The following is a 20,151-nucleotide window of genomic DNA, read 5'->3' on the forward strand; positions in this document are numbered from 1 at the left end:
CCCTATAACTATTCATCTAATCCGGTAATATCTTTTTTGATATGACTATGATCTTCGATGTCAGTAAATATATGGGTTCCATTTTGAATAACTACATTCTTACCAATAGTAAGCCCTAAAAAGATAGTAGCCCCCATTCCTATAATACTATCTTCTTTGATTGTAACTCCTCCCGCAATAATAGCACCTGGAGCAATATGTACATTGTCACCTATAACAGTGTCATGAGAGATGATACTTCCAGAATTGATAATACAATTATTACCAACTGTTACATTACTTCCTATAATGGCTCCTTGCATGATTTGATTTCCTTCACCTAATTGTACAGAAGGTTCAACCGAAGCAGATGGGTGTATAATATTAGGTACGTAGAGCCCTTTTTCTTTTAGCGATAGGAATATCTTTTTTCGCATTCCTTTACGTAAAACACCTCCTATTCCTAAAATAATATTTTGAAGTCCTTTTTGTGCAAGTTGATCTACGGTTAGTAAATTTCCAATAACAGGAATATCTAAAACAGGAGTGTTTAGTGGAATATTATCATCTACCACTCCAATCATAGTATGTGTTTTAGTTTGTTTAATAATTTCAATACACACTTTTGCATGACCTCCACCACCAAATATGAGCACACTCCCTTTATCTAATTGGATGTCATCTACAGTACTGGGGGAATGTAAACTATGTATATAATCTTCTACATCTGCACGAGTAATCATAGATAGACCTTTAAAAACGGCAATATCAATAGTATGTTGATCTATTAATTTTTGTGCAGGTTTTGAGATTTTTATGGTTTTGTCTTGGGTGTCTTTTTTAATTTCTTTTGGTTTATTTACAAACCGAAACCAGTCGTTATAAGAAAATGTTTCTTCTTCTGCGATGACAGCAATCGTTTGACCAATAGATATTTCTTCATTTTCATTGGCATCAAAAAATACATATCCCTTAGTAGGAGCTTCTATATCAATAGCTGTTTTAGATGTTTCAAAACAGAGTATTAGATCACCTTCTTCTACCCATGATCCATGATCTGTGTATAATTCTATCACTTTATAAAAATCGTCGTTAACGCCTTCTTTACGTACAATAATGGGAGCTACATTATTTTGCATAATAGGTTTCTTTTATTTTTGTTAAAATTGAATTTTCATTAGGAATGACATTCAATTCAGATTGATATGAACTAGGTATAATATTGTTGTTTGCTATTCTATTAAATGCTTTGAGAGGTATATTACGTTCCATAATTAATGCTGCAATTTCTGAGCTATAGGATGCGATATTTGTTCCTTCTTCTACAGTTAATAGACTTTGTGTATGTTCTATAGATTGTATAATAGGTGTTATATTTATAGGATTGATTTGCGTAGTGCAAATAATCTCACAAAGAATTTCTTCTTCTTCAAAAGCAAGCTCTACTGCCTTTTCAACATCTTCTAATAGTTCTCCATAACAGAGTACAGTAATATCTGGCACTCTATTTTGAGGAGTTATTTTCACCGTAGGATACTTTTCATTACTCACTACAACGTCATAGCCTATAAGTGCTTGTTTTTGGATACGTTTGGTATATAATACCTTGTTTTCAATAACAATGGTAGGATTGGTCTCTGTAAAAACAGCTTGATATATATCTTTTGGCGGAATTCTATAATTAAGCGCAACTATAGATAAGTCCGTAATTCCTAAAAAATGTTTTTCTAGTGATTGACTATGCGTAGGGCCATACCCTCGTTTTCCTCCCATAGGAGTTCTAATTATTAAAGGAATAGATACTTGACCGTTACACATTCTATGAAATTTACATGCATGATTATACAATTGGTCAAATGTTAGCGTCATAAAGTCGCCAAACATGATTTCGATAATAGGGAGCATGCCTCCTATTGATAAACCAGTACCTACTCCCGTAATAGCTGCCTCTGAAATAGGAGTGTTTTTTACATTACTAAAGTGCTCACTTAAGTCTTTAGAAACTTTAAATGCACCTCCATATGGAGATGATGTCCATGGAGTTACATATTCAATATCTTCTCCTAACATAATGGTGTTTTCTTCCTTTTCAAATTGTGTTCGCAATGCTTCATGAATTAATTCATTTATTCTTTTATCACTTTGAACTTCTTCTTGTTTTGAATAGGTTACCTTGCTATGCGCAGAAGGTATAGGAAGAATATTATTTGTAAACGGAGAACGTTGTGCCTTATCTAATGCTTCATTAATTTGAGTATTTATTTCTAGAAGTACAGGCACTAACGCGTCACTGTTTTTTTCTAATTCTTTATTTAGAATATCTTTTATTTCATACTGTTTAATCTCTTCAGGATTTCTGTTATCATCTCCTTTAGAATGTGAGTATAGACGATAGGTATCTACTTCAACAAAAACGGCCTTTTTATCTTTTCGCGAAAGCGTAGTAGCTTTTTCAAAAGTGGTAAGCAAATGTGCAATATCCCACGTATTGGATGTTAGGTATTCTAACCCAAAACCAATGGCTCTATCTTTTATAGATCCAGAGAATGTCTGTTCTATAGAAGTAGATTGTGCTACTTTATTATTTTCGAGAACAAATACAATAGGGAGTTCCCATAGGGAGGCTAAATTAAAGGCTTCATAAATGATACCTTCTCCTAACGTTCCGTCACCAATATAACATACAACAAGGTTATCATTTACCTTAATCTTATTAGCTAATGCGATACCTACACCAATAGGTGTCATTCCTCCTTGAATACCATTGGAAATATGATTGTGTGTGTAGAAATGCTGGCTCCCCCCAATACCAGCACACACACCACCTTCTCTTCCCATTAATTCTGAGAAGAAACTCACTAAATCTTCATTACGAGATAAAAAATGCCCATGCCCGCGATGATTTGATAACACATGATCATCATCTTTTAGAAATTCTGCAGCACATACTCCTATCAATTCTTGCCCTATGCAAGTATGTACAGTTCCATTAATTTTACCATCTTGAAAAAGTTCTAAAAGCTTTTGCTCTACCGAACGAATAAGGAGGCTTTTTTTAATGATTCTATGTCTAGTTTTTTCTGTCATTAGATGTTCCTGAAAATGCGTATATGAGGATTGTTTATCTTTTTTAAAGATGGCAGTTGTATTTGTATATGTTTTGTTATTTATAGTTACTACTGCCATATTTATACTTTTATATATGATGCAATATCTAGACTTCTATTAAAATGTCACAGATAATTTGACTCTAGCGGAAAATGGAGTCCCAGGAGTGAACGTGATCTCTTCAACTGGATTTGCTTCATTAAATAATCGAGTCTCTGTTGCAAATTGTGTCTCGTTCCATTCGGTATCAAATAGGTTTTCTACAATTAAACCTATATTCCAACCTTTCGCAAACGCGTAATTAGCATTTAAATCGGTGACAAAGTAGCCCTCTGCTACAATAGAATTATCTTCATTTGCAGGTCTGTCTTTGATATATCTATACGATAAATTTCCAGAAAACTTTCCTAAGTTTTGTACTGTTATACTTCCAGATGAGGTAAGATCTGGAGCTAGTGGAATAAAGTCTTGTCCATCTACTTCATCGATACTTCTGGCATAGGTATAGTTAACATCTGCATTGGCATATAACCACTTGTTAATTTGATATCTCGCTCCAAATTCTACACCTAATCGTCTTGATCTACCGCTTGGTTCTACTACAGCAGCATCACCTACATATACAAACTCTTGCTCAAGTGAAAGTCCCCATAATGTTGCATTTAATACTAATCCATTTACTGGTTTTACAATAGTACCTAAATCTACTCCAAAAGCAGAAGGAAGCGTTTCTTCTCCAGTTCCTGCAGTCACAACTCTAGAATCATTTGAATGAAATCCAAAACCTGCTTTTGCAAAGAGTTGTAATTGCGAATTTGGTGTAAATACGGTATTAAATTTTGGACTGAAAATAACGTCATCTTCACTTATATTATCTATATCTAAATCAGGATTTAAGAAACCAAAAGGATTTAAAAAGTCTACATAATCAAACTCGAAATAATCAATACGTAGTCCAGGGTTGAATGTCCAATTTCCTACTTTATACGTAGCACTTGCAAATCCATATGCATTTACTTCGTCTATATCACCAAATGCAAGTCTTTCTAAGAGTACTCTTCTATCACGTGTACGTGATAATTCTACATCATTATTGTCGTCATATCTAAACCCTAATCCAGCATTAAAGCGCAATCTATTACGTTCATTCTTTTGGTCAAAGGTATGTTCATAGACCGTTTCTGCTCCAAAGAGAGTACGCCCTTCTTGCTGACGAATCTGGTCTCCATTTTCTGGATCTTCTAAGAAAAAAGTAAAGTTAGAGTAGAGTTCAAAATTATATCGAGATAAGAATGCTTTTGTCTTTAATTCTTGATGCTCACTCAACTGTTTTCTATGATTAAGCCATATGTTTGATCTGCTTGTAAGCCCTCCTTCAGTATCATCAATAGCTCCAAATCTAGAAATTAATCCTTGATCTACAGCTCGCTGTGGAATTTGCCCTGAAGCATTCCATTTACTTTGAAAGTGAGAAACAGAAAGAGTTAATTCTTCATCGTCAAAATTATTGAAGTTATAACGTCCCATCACATTGATACGGTTAAAATCCTGAGGAGAGTCAAAGACACCATCAGTAAGTACCAGTTCTGATCCAAAATAAGCATTGCTATATTCTCCATCTAATAGCTTAATCAGACTAACAGCTCTCACAGTATTAAACTGTCCTACTTCTAAAGAAATCAAATTCTCATCTATTGCTTTTTTAGTTTTTAAACTTACATAACCAGCAGTATTAAAGTTCCCTTTATCTGCATAATAAGGGCCTTTTCCAAAATCTATATTATCTATTGTTTCTGGAATGACAAAGTGAAGATCGGCATATCCTTGACCATGTGCATGCGAAACCATGTTGACAGGCAACCCATCTACATCTATGGCTACATCTGTTCCGTGATCTATATCAAATCCGCGTAAGAAAAGTTGTTCTGCTTTTCCTCCTCCAGCATGCTGCCCTATGATCAATCCAGGGACTCTACGTAAAATCTCTTGAGCAGATTTTACAGGATTATTCTGAACATCTATATCGACAAGACTTGTCAATGAATTTACTTCAGACACTAATACTATCTGATCTAAAGATACCGCAGCTTCCTCCATACGAATGTCTAATATCGTATCTAGTTGTGTTTCGGTAATTGTGATTTCCTGGCTTGCATAACCCAATCCTGAAAAAGTAATAACATCACCTACAGAAATATCATTTAATTTATAATATCCAGAAATATTGGATGATGCATATGTTCCTGATGTTTTATTATAGACAACGATGCCTTCAAGAGGGAGATCAGTCTGGCTGTCCTTAACAACTCCATTTATTTCATGCAAAGCTGTCGTTATTGGATCTATTAGTTTAGTCTCGGTTTCGGTTGCATATGTAGTACTCATCACTAAGAATAGTACGACATAAAGTATGTTTTTAAACATGGTTTTTTTAATTTTTACTCAATACAATCCCTATATCACTGATTTTTCTCTTGTGATATAACTAGCTTGAGTAGTGTTTTTAAATATGTAAATGAGTGTATCCTCAATTATGTATTCAGATACTTTTAAGCTTTATAAATGTGTATACGTAATTATGCTTTGGGAGGTTTTCTAAAACCTTGTAAATATCCTTTGCAAACCCTTTTTATCTCTTCTGGAAAGCGTTGTATTGTTTCTAGAAACGTTATTTCAAAGGGCTCTTTGGCATTATGTGTATAATTATTTATGTGTTTATCTATTTTTAATGTACTAGTTTGCGCATCTGATGAATCGCTATTTTGGTTAGCACCCTCTAGTATGTTGTCTAGAAGCGCGATGACTTTATGATCGTGATGTGCTATGATGTTTTTATGGGTTTCACTTTCATGTGTACTTATTGGTGTATGAATACCAGACGTATCTTGGTGTGTGAGAATATAGTCGGGCATTTCCAAACTATGACTTACAGCATGTAACAGTTTATTTACTTCTACGTGTACAGGAGCAAACACATACAAAAGACTCATAGTGACTATGATGAGGTTAAGGATGAATGGCTTAATGCCTTTTGATGCTGTTGTTTTCATTTTTTTATACGCTTTCGCGAAAGCGTACCCTGTACTTTTACTATTTTATACTTTATTATTCTTGTAATAAACTAATCAATGTTTCTTCTATATATGATGCTATATGGGCAATGGTTTTTAACTCAAATATTTTATTAAGCGGCATTTTAAATTCAAAAGTTTCATTAATTCTTGTAGTGATTTGGATAGCCATAAGTGATTCTCCGCCTAATTCAATAAAAGAATCATACACTCCAATTTTTGTTAGATTAAAAACAGAACACCAAATACTAGCCACTTCTTCTTCTATTTCATTTCTTGGGGCTATATATTCATGTGTACTTTGTACCGCTTCTGCATCTATAAGTGCCAATGCTTTTCTGTCTACCTTTCCATTAGGTGAAAGTGGAAGGTTTTCTAACTGTTTATAATACATCGGAACCATATATTTTGGTAACTTCTGACTAAGGAATTGTTGTAATTCTTTTAAGTCAACGACTGTTGTTACAGAGAAATATGCTGCTAAGCTTTTAAATCCTTCTTCATTTTTTGAAACGATAACAGTACATGCATTTATAGCGGTATAGGATAAAAGGCACGCCTCTATTTCTCCTAATTCAATTCTATATCCATTAATTTTCACCTGAAAATCGGTACGCCCTAAAAATTCAATAATCCCTTGATCATTAAGTCTTACAAGATCTTCTGTACGATATAGCGTAGTGTTGGGTTGGAAAGGGTTTTGAACAAACTTAGTACGGGTAAGTTCTGGTCTATTCCAATACCCGCTTGACAGCCCTGTTCCTCCTAGATATAGCTCTCCTATGACACCTTGTGGTACTGGATTTAGAAAACGATCTAGTATGTAGACCTGCATATTACGAATAGGGAGTCCTATGGGAACACTAGCAGCTATGTCTATTTCAGAATTGAATTTATGATAGATACAACCTATCGTTGCTTCTGATGGTCCATATTCATTGTAGATATGTACTTGATTATTGAAAGTACTGAGCATATCAATACCTAAAGCTGTTTTAAACTCATCACCAGTAACAACAATAACTTCAATTGCGCTGTGAGAAAGTTCTTTGTCCTTTATAAAATTTACATGGGCCGGTGTTAATTTGATAAAAGAAACTTTATTGTCTTCTACGACATCAATGATTGAAAGATCTACTTCGGTATCACGTTCTTGATAGGCATGAATGCTTCCGCCACAAATAAGCGGGAGGAATACCGCATTTGCCGTAATATCAAAACCAACTGTTGTAAATAGGGGGATAGATGGTTTTTGAATATCATGTGCTGTGATGTATGCTTCTTTTGTCCACTGTATATAATTACTTAATGCACCATGTGTGATTTTAACTCCTTTTGGATGTCCAGTTGATCCTGAGGTATAAATCAAGAATGCTACTGTTTCTTTAGGAATCTTAATTAAAGGGTTTGTATTGCTATATGTAGAAAGTACCGTCGTGTCTAATGAATCAATAGAGAGCGTATTTACCTGAGAATCTTTAAGAACATTCAGTTGTTTGTCTTCATGTCCAATAAGTAACAAAGCCTCACTATCTGCTATCATATATGCAACTCTATCTATTGGATAGTTGTAGGGAATTGGGATATAGGTAGCACCAGTTTTAAGAACGGCAAGTACACTTATGATATATGCAGGAGAACGCTTAAGCCATATAGCAACTTGAGAGTTCACACCTATATTTTGTTCTAGTAGGTAATGCGCAAACTGATTTACTTTTTCATTGAGTTCTTGATACGTAATTATTTCTTCTCCAAAAACAATACTTGGTTCAAGAGGTGTTTTTACGACTTGTTGTTCTATCTGGCTTAGGATACTATCATAAGCAGTAGTGGCATCTATGTTTTGATGTAAAGCGCTAAATGTATTTTCTTGTTCTTGTTTACTTACGATAGAAGGTAGTGCTATAGCTTGTTCTTTATGAGTAATAAATGCATCTAAAAGCCTATTGAAATGTTGTGGTATTAATGCTTGTTTTTGGGTATCAAAAACATGATCATTCAGATCAAAATACAATTGAATCTCTCCAGTATTATGTAAATCGTGTACATGCAAGCGTATGTGATGCCTTGGGTCATGATGACCAGAATGTACCCATTCTGAACGTACAGGAACCCCATCAAAATCTGTGTAATCTGCATGTATATAATTGAATAATACATTAAAACTTCTATGCGCATCTGATGTCGAAATACCGGGCTTAGCATGTTTTAGAAAGTGATTACTCTCTACTTGTATTTTTTGTAATAAGGAGAGGAATGTTTCTTCTTTATCAATAGTAGCAAACAGCGGGAATACCTCTACAAAGAAACCTACTGTTTCTTTGATTTTTTTTGATATTCTATTATGTGTTGGAGAACCAATAGTTAATTGTTCTTGTCCACTTACTCTATATAAATAAACAAAGAGAGTCGTTAAGAATATATTGTATAAGGATAAGTGTTCCGTCCAGACACGAACTCCTTTTTCGTTAGCTAAAGCTCTTAATTTTTTAGATCGTTCAAGACCTAAATTTATATATAGTCGAGTGGATTCTGTACCTATAGTGCTTTGAGGATTATTATATAAGTTTGGAGTAGGAGGGCAATTACTTATTTTTTGAGCCCAATACTCCTTAGCGGTATCATTTTTTGAGAGTGTTCTTTCTAATCTCTCTTGTTGTATATAAGCTTTAAACGAAGTCTCATTTTGTATTTCCGAGAGGTCTGCACCATTTTTATATTCTTGATAATAGTGTGTAATCGCAGAAAAAAGAAGGCTATTACTCCATGCATCTGTTATTAAGTGATGCTGATTGATATACCAGATATAATGTGATTTGTTCAATTTGATAAGTGCACTATCTAGTACACTAACAGATATATTAAATGGTTTGATGATGCTAGCTTGTTGCCAATGCTTGTATGCCTGTATTGGGTTTTCTTCCTTAGAAAAATCAATAATCTCAAGTTCATGCGTGTGCTCTTGTAAAAACACCTGTGTTGGTGTTCCTTCTTTTATTTGAAAAACAGATCGTAGTGCATCATATCTATTGATAAGCGCTTGGAAAGCCATCTTAAAATGTACTACCGATATTGGAACCTTTAACTCATAAGTCATCACCATATTATACATAGGAGATTCAGGATTCATTTCCTGTCCTATCCAAAGTAGTGATTGACTTTGTGTTAGAGATTCGTAGTTGTTTTTCATTATAACTATTGTTTTATCGTTTAGAAAATAGATTACTGTTTACTTATTAAATATTCTTTCATATGTGCTACGGTCATAAAGTTTTCGATCACCATTTCTTCTGGTAATACTTTACACCCAAATTCTTCTTCTAGAAATGCAATTAGTTTCATCATTCCTAATGAGTCTAAAATGCCACTTCCTAATAAATCTTCTGTGATTTCTAAACCACCATCGATCTCTTCATTAGCAAGTTCTTCTTCTATATATTTTATAATCTTTTCCTGCATCTTTATGACGTTATTCGTTTTTCTATTTCTTTACGATTTATTTTTCCTGAAGCAGTTCTTGGGAACTGATGATATATGTCTATCTTATCGGGAATCGCATATACGGGTAATTTCTTTTGGCAATATGCCTTTAGTGCTTCTATATCAATTGTAGTATGTTGAGAAGGCAAAAGGATAGCAATAAGTTTTTTCTGCGTTGTTTTCACATCTGTAGTTACAATAGTAACAGCTTCTTCAATATCCGGATAGGAGGTAAGCACGCTTTCTATCTCTCCTAATTCAATTCTATATCCTCTTATTTTTACTTGATGATCTTTTCTTCCTAAGAACCGTAACCTTCCTTCTTCGTCTTGACATACTTGATCTCCTGTTCTGTAATAGATGTGTGGTGCACCAATGATGGTCTCATCTTTATAAAAAGAAGCTTGTGTTAAGGTTGGATTATTCCAATAGCCCTTCATCATAGTAGCAGAACGTATCACAAGCTCTCCTGTATCACCATCTTGAACTTCTTGATCTTGTGTATCTATAATTTTAAATGCAGTATCTCCCCAAGTATATCCTATAGGAATAGGTGTATCCTCTACAGGCGGTGTGTTAAGGTGGTAATAAGTACATTGATTGGTTTCTGTAGGCCCATATATATTGCTAAACGTAGCAAAAGACCAGCGCTTCATTAACGCTTGTAAATGCTTTGTAGCAAACACTTCTCCTGAGAATAACACCCATTTTAATGATGACATATCTCTTTGATCAAGATTTCCATGTGAAAGCATCTGTATTAATGCTAATGGCACAGAAAACCAAATCGTTATTTTTTCTTTTTCTATAAGTTCTGAAAGACTAGCAGGCATTTTTGTATGTGCATCAGAGACTATAATTGTTGTCGCTAGTGCATAGGGTGCCGCATAATATCCTTGTACTGACGGATCAAAATGTAAAGGTGCATGCATTCCATAAATTGCATCTTGCATCTCATACATGGATGCTGCAAGCTTTACAAAAGCCAATGCACTTGCATGTGTATGCATAATCCCTTTAGGCGTCCCTGTAGATCCTGACGTATATAAAATATACGCGAGATCATCTCCTAGTATATTTACAGGAGTTGATGGAACTAGCGAAACCTGAAAAATAGTTTCCCAAGAAATAGAAGTAGCATATGATACTTCTTGATGAATTCCTATAACAGACACCAAACCTACATCGCTAGAAAATTTCTTTAGCTTTCTTAATTGTTGCGGAATGCTAACAAGGTGTTTAATATTGCAATCTTGACAAACAAACTCTATTCGTGATATTGGCGCAAAAGGATCTAACGGCACATATACTGCACCAGCTTTTAATACCCCATATATAGCAATAGTAGTCTCTAAACATCTAGGCATGTAAATCCCAATTCTGTCTCCTTTTTGAACTCCTTGGCTTATAAAATACTGCGCTAGTTGATCTGATTTTGTGTTTAATTCTGAAAACGTAATCGTATCATTTAGATATTTAAAAGCAATCTTCTCAGGTTGCTGCTTTGCGGCATTTTCTATAATATGTGGAAGTGTGTATACTAACATATATCTTTTTTTTACGCTTTCGCGAAAGCTTATAGCCCAATAGTTTTAGCAATTATATTTCGTTGAATATCGGAGGTTCCTGCATAAATAACACCCCCGACGGCATCTCGTAAATCTCGTTCTACTTCATTTTCGGTTAAGTACCCATATCCACCATGATTCCTTATTGTATCGAGACTAGATGCAACAAAGCTTTCACTTATTTGTAATTTGAGCATGGCTGATTCTAGCATCGCCGATTTCCCTTGGCTTTTTAACCAAGCTACTTTATATAATAAAAGACGTGAGGTTTCTAGACGTAATCTCATATCTGCAATTCTGTTAGAAACCGATTGAAATTGCCCTACAGACTGCCCAAATTGCTTGCGTTGCTTTACATACGCTATAGATGCTTCTAGTTGACGCTCCATTGCACCTATTTGACTTGCGTGTACACTACAACGATCTAATTCTAATGAGTGATTTGTAATACTCCAACCCGCACCTTCAGCTCCTAATCTATTTTCTTCTTTTACAAAGCAATCTGTGAATGTAAGATCACCAATAGGGACTGTACGTAAGCCCATTTTTGATTTATTAGGACTGGTTTCAAATCCTTCGGTTCCTTTTTCTACGATAAAAACAGAAAGCCCCCATTTACCTACTTTAGGATTTGTAACAGCAAATACTAATGCGATATCACAAACAGGACCTAATGTAATAAGGTGTTTCTTTCCATTAAGTAGATACCCACCTTCTACTTTGGTAGCGGTGGTTTGCATACTAAAAACATCAGAACCCGCTTCAGGTTCGGTAAGTGCATGACATGCAATCCATTTTCCTGAAGTTAGTTTTGGTAAAAAGGTTTCCTTTTGAGCTTCTGTTCCAAAATGCGCGATAGGAAGCTGCACGGTCCATATTTGTGCATTCATTGCAAAGGGTAACCCATTATCTCTACATCCATATCCCAACCCTTCCATGGCTAATATCGCAGACAGAATATCGATGTCTTTTGTATGGATACCATATTGTTTAGGAACCGATAAACTGAGCAAACCAAAATCTGCACACAGTTGCCAATTCTTCCTTGTAAATTCAAGTTGATGATCATTGGCAAGATGTGAATCATTCAATTTTGTTTCTGCAAAACTGATGACTTCATTCTTAAATTGTAGCTGTTCTTCTGTCCAAGAAAAATCCAAAATAGTATCCTTTTTAAAGTTTGTTTTTCACTCATTGAGTAATTACTTAAGCAAATTAACAACAGCCTCTCCTTATTATAAATTAAAACTATGTCAATGGGAATTTTTCCCTTTAAAAAGGAAAAAACGACATTCTTTAAACATCACTAAATCATAATATCAATATTCCTTTTAGAATCATTTTTTTATTTAAATAATTGATATTCAGTTGTTTGTTTATTTGTTTTCTATTTGAGTAGAATTTTAAGATAATTTAAATTCATTTCTCAATTAAGAATAACGGACTCTAAAAAGGAATAAAATTTAGAATAGAAATATTGGTTTTTTATAATTCTTTCATGGGATATAATTCCCTTTCAGGCTCTTTTTTTCCTCTTCATCTATATTTAATAGAATAAGAAGTCTTTATGTTGTTCTTTTGATATGATAATTAAAAACACTTGAGTGAAAGAGCAATTTTTGGTAAAACAATTTCGGATAGAATATAGCTTTCTGTAATTGTCAAAATGAAATAAAATAAGCAGTATTGATGCTTTGATTTATGATGCTAAAAACACACTCTTCTATTTTTTAAAAACAAAACATTCCTATTAATGAAAAAAATAATCACCCGTTTTCTTTTTGTTTTTATACTGTTGAATTCTCTGTTTGCAAATGCGCATGCTCCAGAGCAAGGTTTTATATTTCTTAGAATTTATGAGTCTGATGGTATAGAAGGTCGATTTGAAATACAAGCAGAAGACCTGAATAAAATTTTTAATTGGGAACTTCTTAAAGAAGGAAATAGCAGAGAGGTTATAGAACCTCTTTATAAGGAATTGAGAGCATATTTACTCGAGCATTCGAGTTTCTCTTCATCTGCAGGGGCTCATAATGTCACATTTAAAGGGATAGATGTTTTATCCACAGGATTAGGAGATTATATACAGGTATTTTTTGATCTCGATAATGTAGATCCTCTTCCAGATACCATGGATGTTACTTATAATATTGCATTTAAAGAATCTCCTACACACAGAGGATTTCTTACGATGGAGTATAATTGGAAAGCTGGTGTTATTAATAACGAGTCTAATATCTCATTATACTTTACACCAGATAGTCCTACAGATACATTAGATCTAACAAAGGTTTCTGTTTGGAAAGGATTTGTTGCGATGATCAAACAAGGAGTTTGGCATATATGGATTGGTACAGATCACATTTTCTTTTTAATTGCTCTTATACTACCCGCAGTTGTATGGCGTAGACGTGATGAGAAATTATCACCTCTTAAGAGTTGGAAACCCGTGACTCGTTTTAAACCTGCTTTTTCATATATCATAAAAATTGTAACATTTTTTACAATTGCACATACCATCACATTAAGTCTTGCTGCGTTACAAATTATTAGCTTACCAGGATGGATTGTAGAATCTATTATCGCTTTTTCTATTGGACTGGCAGCATTTCATAACATCAAACCTATTTTTAAAGGAAGAGATTGGGTAATTGCTTTTGTTTTTGGATTATTTCACGGATTTGGTTTTGCGAGTGTATTAGGAGATATAGGTCTTAAGGATGAATTTTTAGTGTATTCCCTTTTAGGATTTAATATTGGTGTAGAAATAGGTCAACTCGTTATCATCGCACTTATTTTTCCAATTCTATTTCTTATTAGAAATAGAAAATCATACCCAAAAATACTTGTTGGAGGATCTATCTTTTTAATTCTAGCTTCTATTTATTGGATCATAGAAAGAGTATTTGATGTAAACCTCGGAGTAGAAGATACGATTACCTATTGGTTATATGAGCTTGCTGTCAAACTTGGATTGAAATAAAATCATAAATGAATACTACTGTGAAAAAAGAAAGCACATTCTCTTCTAAAGCGTCTTTATTATCTAGATGGAAAAATCGTGATAAGAAGGCTGTAGAAACGACTGAGATTACAAAAATACCAGAAGAGATTGCTGTGCCTTTATCTCGAGAACAAAAACGACTTTGGTTTTTACAGCAATTATTTCCGGATAATCCTTTTTATAATTATTCTGAATTATACAGATTACAAGGCGATCTTCAAGTGTCCTTATTTGAAAAGAGTATACGTCTCATTGAAGACAAGCATGATATTCTACGTTCAAATTTCCAGGTAGAAGAAGGGGTTCCTAAAGTACATACAACACCTACCTCAAACTCGGTGTTTTCATATTATGATTTTAGTGACGCATCTTACGAAGTAGCATCTCAAAAAGCAGATGCGTTAATACGTACCCATGCAAGTCATACATTTCACCTTTCTGATGAAACCTTATTACAATCTACTGTTATAAAAGTTGCAGAGAATGACTTTTTATTTTTAATAGTCATGCACCATATTATAACTGATAAGTGGTCTATGAAGGTTTTCCGAAAAGAACTAGCTGCACATTATGCCAGTCTAGTAAAAGGAATGACTCCAGATATAGAAAAACCTGAAATACAATACGCGAGCTATGCACATTGGCAAGGAAGTCAAGAAGTCAATAACAAACACCTGGACTATTGGAAGCAAAAGCTTTCAGGAGATTTGCCAACATTAAATCTACCTACCGATTATCCAAAAAAAGCACAACCCTCTTATAAAGGAACATTTCATAAGCAAGTATATAGTGATCAAACATCCAAAGCCTTTTTTGATGCCTGTAAAAAACTAGAAGCAACTCCATATGTGACGATGCTTAGTATTTACTACGTTTTATTACAAAAATATGCTGGTCAAGAAGATATCTTGGTAGGTACGCCTATCACCAAAAGAGATCAGACGCGTTTAGAAAACCTTATCGGATTTTTTAATGACACCTTAGTCTTACGAACTAAAGTTGAGAAAGAAACTTCGTTTAGAGCATTGGTAAAAGAAGTTAAGAAAACTACCTTAGATGCTTTTTCTAATAAAGATATTTCTTTTGATACCCTAGTAAATACGCTAAAACCTACAAGGTCGCTAAGTGTGCATCCTTTCTTTCAAGTGATGTTTCTGTATCACAAAGTTCCAGAAACACCAACATTAGGAGATGATATAAAAATCACTTATGAACCTTATGATGCAGGTGTTGCTAAATTTGATCTAACACTCTATATATCTGAAGACGAAGGTGCATTAATGTCGTTGATGGAATATGCAACAGATCTGTTTGATGCAACAACCATTGAGCGTATGCATACTCATTTTGAAAGAATTCTTACAACAGTAATTCAAAATCCTGAGGTGATTCTTTCAGAAATCGAAGTACAAACACCACAAGAAACACAGTTTTATACGACGTTAGAAGCTCCTGTACAAGAATATCAAATTCCACATCAGGGAATTCATGAAATTATAACAGCTCAAGCATTACAGCAACCAGATGCTATCGCGGTTGCATTTAAAGATAAAAAAATCACCTATAAAGAGTTAAATGAGCGTGCAACACAAATTGCACATCAACTTTTAGAACAAGGCATTCAGAGAAATGATATTGTAGGGGTGTGTATTGAGCGTTCCGAACATATGATTATAGGACTGTTAGGAATTCTTAAAGCAGGCGCTGCATATCTTCCGCTCGATCCAGAGTACCCTTCAGATCGCATTTCGTATATTCTTAATAACGCTTTCGCGAAAGCGGTTATCACCCAACAACATTTAGTAGTTAGCTTTGAAAATGTACCAGTACAAACGCTCACACTCGAAGCCATTTTAGAAACAAATCATGCTGAGGTGAATTTACCAAAAGTAGAGAGTAGTGATCTTGCGTATGTAATATATACCTCTGGAAGCACAGGAATGCCTAAAGGAGTTCCTATCACACATAAGAATATTATCAACTCTACACTGTCCAGAACCGATTTTTATGGCTATGATCCTAAAGCATTTTTAGTGATGTCTTCGGTTTCTTTTGATAGTTCTAAAACAGGAATATTCTGGAGTTTATGTACAGGAGGGACCTTAGTGATATCAGAAAAACATCTAGAACAAGACATAGATCGTTTGGTACATACAATACATCAAAATAAGGTAACACATACGTTAATGCTCCCTTCATTATATACGCATATTGTAAACTATGGAGATGTAGAAAAACTTACTTCATTAGATACAGTGATTGTGGCTGGGGAAGCTTGTGCTACACAACTTGCAAGGTTACACTTTGATACTTTACCTGAGGTGAAGTTATACAATGAATATGGCCCTACAGAAAGTACTGTATGGTGTATTGCACATCAATTACAACCTTCAGATGCTAATGCAAATAGCATTCCTATTGGACGTCCTATTAAAAATATACAAGTATACATTCTAGATGATGATGCAAAGCGAGTTCCTTATGGTACTCCAGGTGAATTATATATAGGCGGTTTAGGACTTGCATCTGGATATTTGAATGATCCAGAGAAAACAGCACAAGCATTTACACAACACCCTTTTAATACAGATGTTACAAAACGTCTTTATAAAACAGGTGATATAGCCAAGTATAGAGCCGATGGTACGATAGAATTTTTAGGAAGGAAGGATCAACAAGTAAAAATACGAGGGTATCGCATAGAACTTGATGAGATTGCAGAACAGATTAATATCGCCACAGGAGTACAACAAGCTATAGTCATGGTACAGAATGAAACAGACGCAATTGATTGGGAGACCTTAACGTCTGGGAATGCATCACAACTAGCAAACACCCTCACAAAATATATATCAAATACAGAAGTGCATCAGTTACTAGCTTCTATAGAAACACTTCCAGAAGAAGCTATAGCAGTAATACTGGATACATTAGATTAAAAATACAGATCATGCGAAGAGTTAGAAGATCAGAAGGATACGAAGTACAGCTTACTATAAAGGAGGAAAATTTTATAACCCCCCCTAGAGCTATTCAGCGATCTGCAGTAATTAATAGAGCACTCAAAGAATTTTCGGCAGATATAGAAGCGATAGATGAACAAGCAAAGCATTTTGTACCTGGAAATGTCGCTACTGAGATTAGAGAAATAAAAGATAGAACCCATACACAGCTTTCTGATCAAGAGATTATGGAAGATTGGCAAATACCACTTATGCAAGGTATGGCTGATGTGATTTGTGAGACTCAGGGTGATATTCTAGAAATAGGTTTTGGGCGCGGTATTTCTTCAGATATGATTCAAGAACATCGTGTGAAATCTCATACAATTATTGAGTGTAATGACGCTGTAATCAATGATTACTTTCAAGAATGGAAAGAGAAGTTTACAGGAGCTGATATACGTATGGTAAAAGGCTTATGGCAAGATACAATAGATGACTTAGGATTATTTGATGGGATATTTTTTCATACCTATCCATTAAACGAAGAGGAGTATATGAAGTATGTCCAGGAGAGTATCACATTTGCAGAGCACTTCTTCCCGTATGCATCTAGTCATCTTAATCCAGGAGGATCATTTACATATTTTTCTAATGAGATAGATTCATTAAGTAGAGAGCATCAACGATTATTACTAAAACACTTTTCATCGTTTAGTATTCAAATCGTTGATCTTACCATGCCAGAAGATGTAAAAGACATCTGGTGGGCAAATTCAATTGTAGTTGTAAAAGCAATAAAGTAATGGTAGGAAATATAGAAGACAGAATAGAAGCATTAAGCCCAAAAGGGAAAAAGCTGTTATTGCTTAAAGCGAAAGAAGCCATTGCAATGCAAACTAAAAATGAAACGACCTCAGGTCGTAAGCGTATTGTTGCTTATGTGCAAGGAAGTGATCCGTTTTCGGCAGATCAATTAAGAAAAGAGCTTCAAAGCAAACTCCCTGATTATATGGTGCCGTCACAGTTTGTTCCTGTAGCCCATATGCCAGTATTACCTAATGGGAAAATAGATAGAAAACAATTACGTACTGCATCTATAACAACATCGCCAGCATCTATTTCAAATGATGCAACTAAGAGTGTTTCTAATAAAACAGAACAACAATTACTTACAATTTGGGAAGAAGTACTTGGTTTTTCTCCCATTCACAAAGAAGATAACTTTTTTGAAATAGGAGGGGATTCTATTTTGAGTATTCAAATTATCGCCAAAGCAAGAAAAGAAGGTGTTGTATTACAATCTAATGCATTGTTTGAGCATCAAACCATTGCAGAGTTATGTCTTTTTGCAGAAACTCTTCAAAATAACGATACTTCTGTTGAAGAAAAACTCATTACAATATGGGAAGAGACACTTGGTTTTTCTCCTATTCATAAAGATGATAATTTCTTTGAGATAGGCGGAGATTCAATATTAAGCATTCAGATTATAGCAAAGGCTAGAAAGGAAGGAATTATTCTCGAATCTAATCACATATTTGAACACCAGACGATTGCTGAGTTATCGCTTTTCGCGAAAGCGGAAACAAAAGAATTTAAAAACGAATTGTTACAAGGAGTGGTCTCTTTATCTCCTATACAACAGTGGTTTTTTGACGATCATAAAAATGCACCTCATTATTGGAATCAAGGCATTCGGTTAGATGCACTAGCTGCTTTTTCAGAGAAGCAATTACAAATAGTGTGCGATTATATGATTATCCAACATGATACATTGCGATCTCGATTTAGACTCGAAGATGATACATGGATTCAGGATATAGGAAAGCCAGAACAAATTTTTGCATTAGAATATGTGGATTGTACAGGAGTTGCTCCAGAAAACTATGAGCAAGTAGCATCCCAACATATGCAGCGTGTTCAAGATGCCTTTATCTTATCTGAAGGGTCTTTATTTAAGTGTCTCTATTTTAATACAGGGAATGCGACTGCAAATTTCTGCCTACTTATTGCACATCACTTAATTGTAGATGCGGTGTCTTGGCAAATTATTACAGACGATTTTATAAGTGCTTTACAACAGGTAGCGATAACGGAAAGTATTAAAAAAGAACCAAAAACTAATTCCATAACCGAATGGAATACATATCTCCAGACGTATGTAGATACGATAACTACTAATGAACTTGATTTTTGGAAGTCTCAAATAACACCTGTAGCAGCCTTACCTTTTGATAAAGAAGATCATACAGTGATTGAAGAAAAAGACATTGTACAACTTCATTTCACATTAGATAAAGAGGTTACTAAGGGGGTACAGGAAGCAAATCAAGCCTATAATACAAAGATAGAAGAACTGCTTATTACTGCATTTGTAGCAGCTATAAGTACGTGGAGTCAGCAAAATGAAGTCGCTATTGGTTTTGAAAGACATGGTAGAGAAACTGCAGAATCACAACTCGATGTGTCTAAAACAGTAGGATGGTTTACTTCTTATTTTCCAGTAAAATTTGCTCACACATCCTATCATGATTTAGAAAGCCAAATAGTATCAGTAAAAGAAAAAATGCGAAGCATTCCCAATGGAGGTATAGGATACGGTGCATTACGCTATCTCAAAAATACATTTGGAGCTATTGGAAATCCTGAGATTGTATTTAATTTTTTAGGAACTAAAACCACTTCTACAGCCGATCATGGAATTATAGTGACACCGCTCTCTGAAAACCTTAGAGACTTACGAAGTGAGCGTCATTATAAATTAGAAATAAATGTACAGATTATTGATGAACAATTATATGGTAGCTGTAGTTATGGAAGTACTGTACACTCATCTGAAACAATTAAACTATTAATGAATGACTTTAAAGAACGTATTCAAGAGATTGGTACGTATTGTAACCAAATAGAAAATGGTGGGTATACTCCTTCTGATTTTTCTGATGCAGAGATAAGTCAAGATGATTTGGATAGTCTGCTCGACTTTTTAGAATAAA

General features: G+C 34.5%; 12 protein-coding genes. 4 read left to right on the plus strand and 8 right to left on the minus strand.

Annotation, left to right across the window (positions count from 1 at the left end; all coding sequences use genetic code 11):
• Positions 1–8: 8 nt before the first annotated feature.
• The 8 genes from Q1A60_RS04890 to Q1A60_RS04925 form a co-directional block, all read right to left on the minus strand.
• Positions 9–1,118: a NeuD/PglB/VioB family sugar acetyltransferase gene (locus tag Q1A60_RS04890; RefSeq protein ID WP_299767303.1), complete on the minus strand. Its 1,110-nt coding sequence runs from the start codon at positions 1,116–1,118 to the stop codon at positions 9–11.
• Entirely contained in the window at positions 1,108–3,165 is a 2,058-nt protein-coding gene (locus Q1A60_RS04895; RefSeq protein WP_299767302.1) for a thiamine pyrophosphate-dependent enzyme, read from the minus strand. The genes Q1A60_RS04890 and Q1A60_RS04895 overlap by 11 nt, the downstream gene beginning before the upstream one ends.
• Positions 3,166–3,204: 39 nt before the next feature.
• A complete protein-coding gene (locus tag Q1A60_RS04900; RefSeq protein ID WP_299767301.1) occupies positions 3,205–5,511 on the minus strand; it encodes a TonB-dependent receptor in 2,307 nt (768 codons plus the stop codon).
• A 152-nt stretch (positions 5,512–5,663) separates the two neighbouring features.
• A complete protein-coding gene (locus Q1A60_RS04905) occupies positions 5,664–6,137 on the minus strand; it encodes a hypothetical protein (protein ID WP_299767300.1) in 474 nt (157 codons plus the stop codon).
• A 55-nt stretch (positions 6,138–6,192) separates the two neighbouring features.
• Positions 6,193–9,348, minus strand: a complete 3,156-nt coding sequence (locus Q1A60_RS04910; protein ID WP_299767299.1) for an amino acid adenylation domain-containing protein — start codon at positions 9,346–9,348, stop codon at positions 6,193–6,195.
• A 32-nt stretch (positions 9,349–9,380) separates the two neighbouring features.
• Positions 9,381–9,617, minus strand: coding sequence for an acyl carrier protein (locus Q1A60_RS04915; RefSeq protein WP_299767298.1), 237 nt, complete (start codon positions 9,615–9,617; stop codon positions 9,381–9,383).
• A 2-nt stretch (positions 9,618–9,619) separates the two neighbouring features.
• Complete coding sequence (locus Q1A60_RS04920; RefSeq protein ID WP_299767297.1) at positions 9,620–11,185, minus strand: amino acid adenylation domain-containing protein; 1,566 nt, start codon at positions 11,183–11,185, stop codon at positions 9,620–9,622.
• A gap of 29 nt (positions 11,186–11,214) precedes the next feature.
• On the minus strand, positions 11,215–12,366 hold the full coding sequence (locus Q1A60_RS04925; RefSeq protein ID WP_299767296.1) for an acyl-CoA dehydrogenase family protein: 1,152 nt from the start codon (positions 12,364–12,366) through the stop codon (positions 11,215–11,217).
• Between the two features lie 593 nt (positions 12,367–12,959).
• Here Q1A60_RS04925 and Q1A60_RS04930 point away from each other — a divergent pair.
• Genes Q1A60_RS04930 through Q1A60_RS04945 form a run of 4 tightly spaced genes read left to right on the plus strand, consistent with a single transcriptional unit; the run spans position 12,960 to position 20,150 of the window.
• The gene (locus Q1A60_RS04930) at positions 12,960–14,189 is read left to right on the plus strand and encodes a HupE/UreJ family protein (RefSeq protein WP_299767295.1); all 1,230 of its coding nucleotides are present in this window, start codon (positions 12,960–12,962) and stop codon (positions 14,187–14,189) included.
• An 8-nt stretch (positions 14,190–14,197) separates the two neighbouring features.
• Positions 14,198–17,149, plus strand: coding sequence for an amino acid adenylation domain-containing protein (locus Q1A60_RS04935; protein ID WP_299767294.1), 2,952 nt, complete (start codon positions 14,198–14,200; stop codon positions 17,147–17,149).
• Positions 17,150–17,160: 11 nt separating this feature from the next.
• Positions 17,161–17,958 (plus strand): hypothetical protein, encoded by a 798-nt coding sequence (locus Q1A60_RS04940; RefSeq protein WP_299767293.1) that lies wholly within the window; start codon positions 17,161–17,163, stop codon positions 17,956–17,958.
• On the plus strand, positions 17,958–20,150 hold the full coding sequence (locus Q1A60_RS04945) for a condensation domain-containing protein (RefSeq protein WP_299767292.1): 2,193 nt from the start codon (positions 17,958–17,960) through the stop codon (positions 20,148–20,150). Before Q1A60_RS04940 ends, Q1A60_RS04945 begins: the two co-directional genes overlap by 1 nt.
• Position 20,151 lies beyond the last annotated feature (1 nt).

This window comes from uncultured Dokdonia sp., from assembly GCF_947492535.1.
Lineage (GTDB): Bacteria > Bacteroidota > Bacteroidia > Flavobacteriales > Flavobacteriaceae > Dokdonia.

What these genes read in the sequence shown, in the direction of transcription:
- Q1A60_RS04915 (WP_299767298.1), bottom strand. Translation starts at nt 9,617, where the DNA reads ATGCAGGAAAAGATTATAAAATATATAGAAGAAGAACTTGCTAATGAA.
- Q1A60_RS04945 (WP_299767292.1), top strand. Translation starts at nt 17,958, where the DNA reads ATGGTAGGAAATATAGAAGACAGAATAGAAGCATTAAGCCCAAAAGGG.
- Q1A60_RS04910 (WP_299767299.1), bottom strand. Translation starts at nt 9,348, where the DNA reads ATGAAAAACAACTACGAATCTCTAACACAAAGTCAATCACTACTTTGG.
- Q1A60_RS04895 (WP_299767302.1), bottom strand. Translation starts at nt 3,165, where the DNA reads ATGGCAGTAGTAACTATAAATAACAAAACATATACAAATACAACTGCC.
- Q1A60_RS04930 (WP_299767295.1), top strand. Translation starts at nt 12,960, where the DNA reads ATGAAAAAAATAATCACCCGTTTTCTTTTTGTTTTTATACTGTTGAAT.
- Q1A60_RS04890 (WP_299767303.1), bottom strand. Translation starts at nt 1,118, where the DNA reads ATGCAAAATAATGTAGCTCCCATTATTGTACGTAAAGAAGGCGTTAAC.
- Q1A60_RS04940 (WP_299767293.1), top strand. Translation starts at nt 17,161, where the DNA reads ATGCGAAGAGTTAGAAGATCAGAAGGATACGAAGTACAGCTTACTATA.
- Q1A60_RS04900 (WP_299767301.1), bottom strand. Translation starts at nt 5,511, where the DNA reads ATGTTTAAAAACATACTTTATGTCGTACTATTCTTAGTGATGAGTACT.
- Q1A60_RS04905 (WP_299767300.1), bottom strand. Translation starts at nt 6,137, where the DNA reads ATGAAAACAACAGCATCAAAAGGCATTAAGCCATTCATCCTTAACCTC.
- Q1A60_RS04920 (WP_299767297.1), bottom strand. Translation starts at nt 11,185, where the DNA reads ATGTTAGTATACACACTTCCACATATTATAGAAAATGCCGCAAAGCAG.
- Q1A60_RS04935 (WP_299767294.1), top strand. Translation starts at nt 14,198, where the DNA reads ATGAATACTACTGTGAAAAAAGAAAGCACATTCTCTTCTAAAGCGTCT.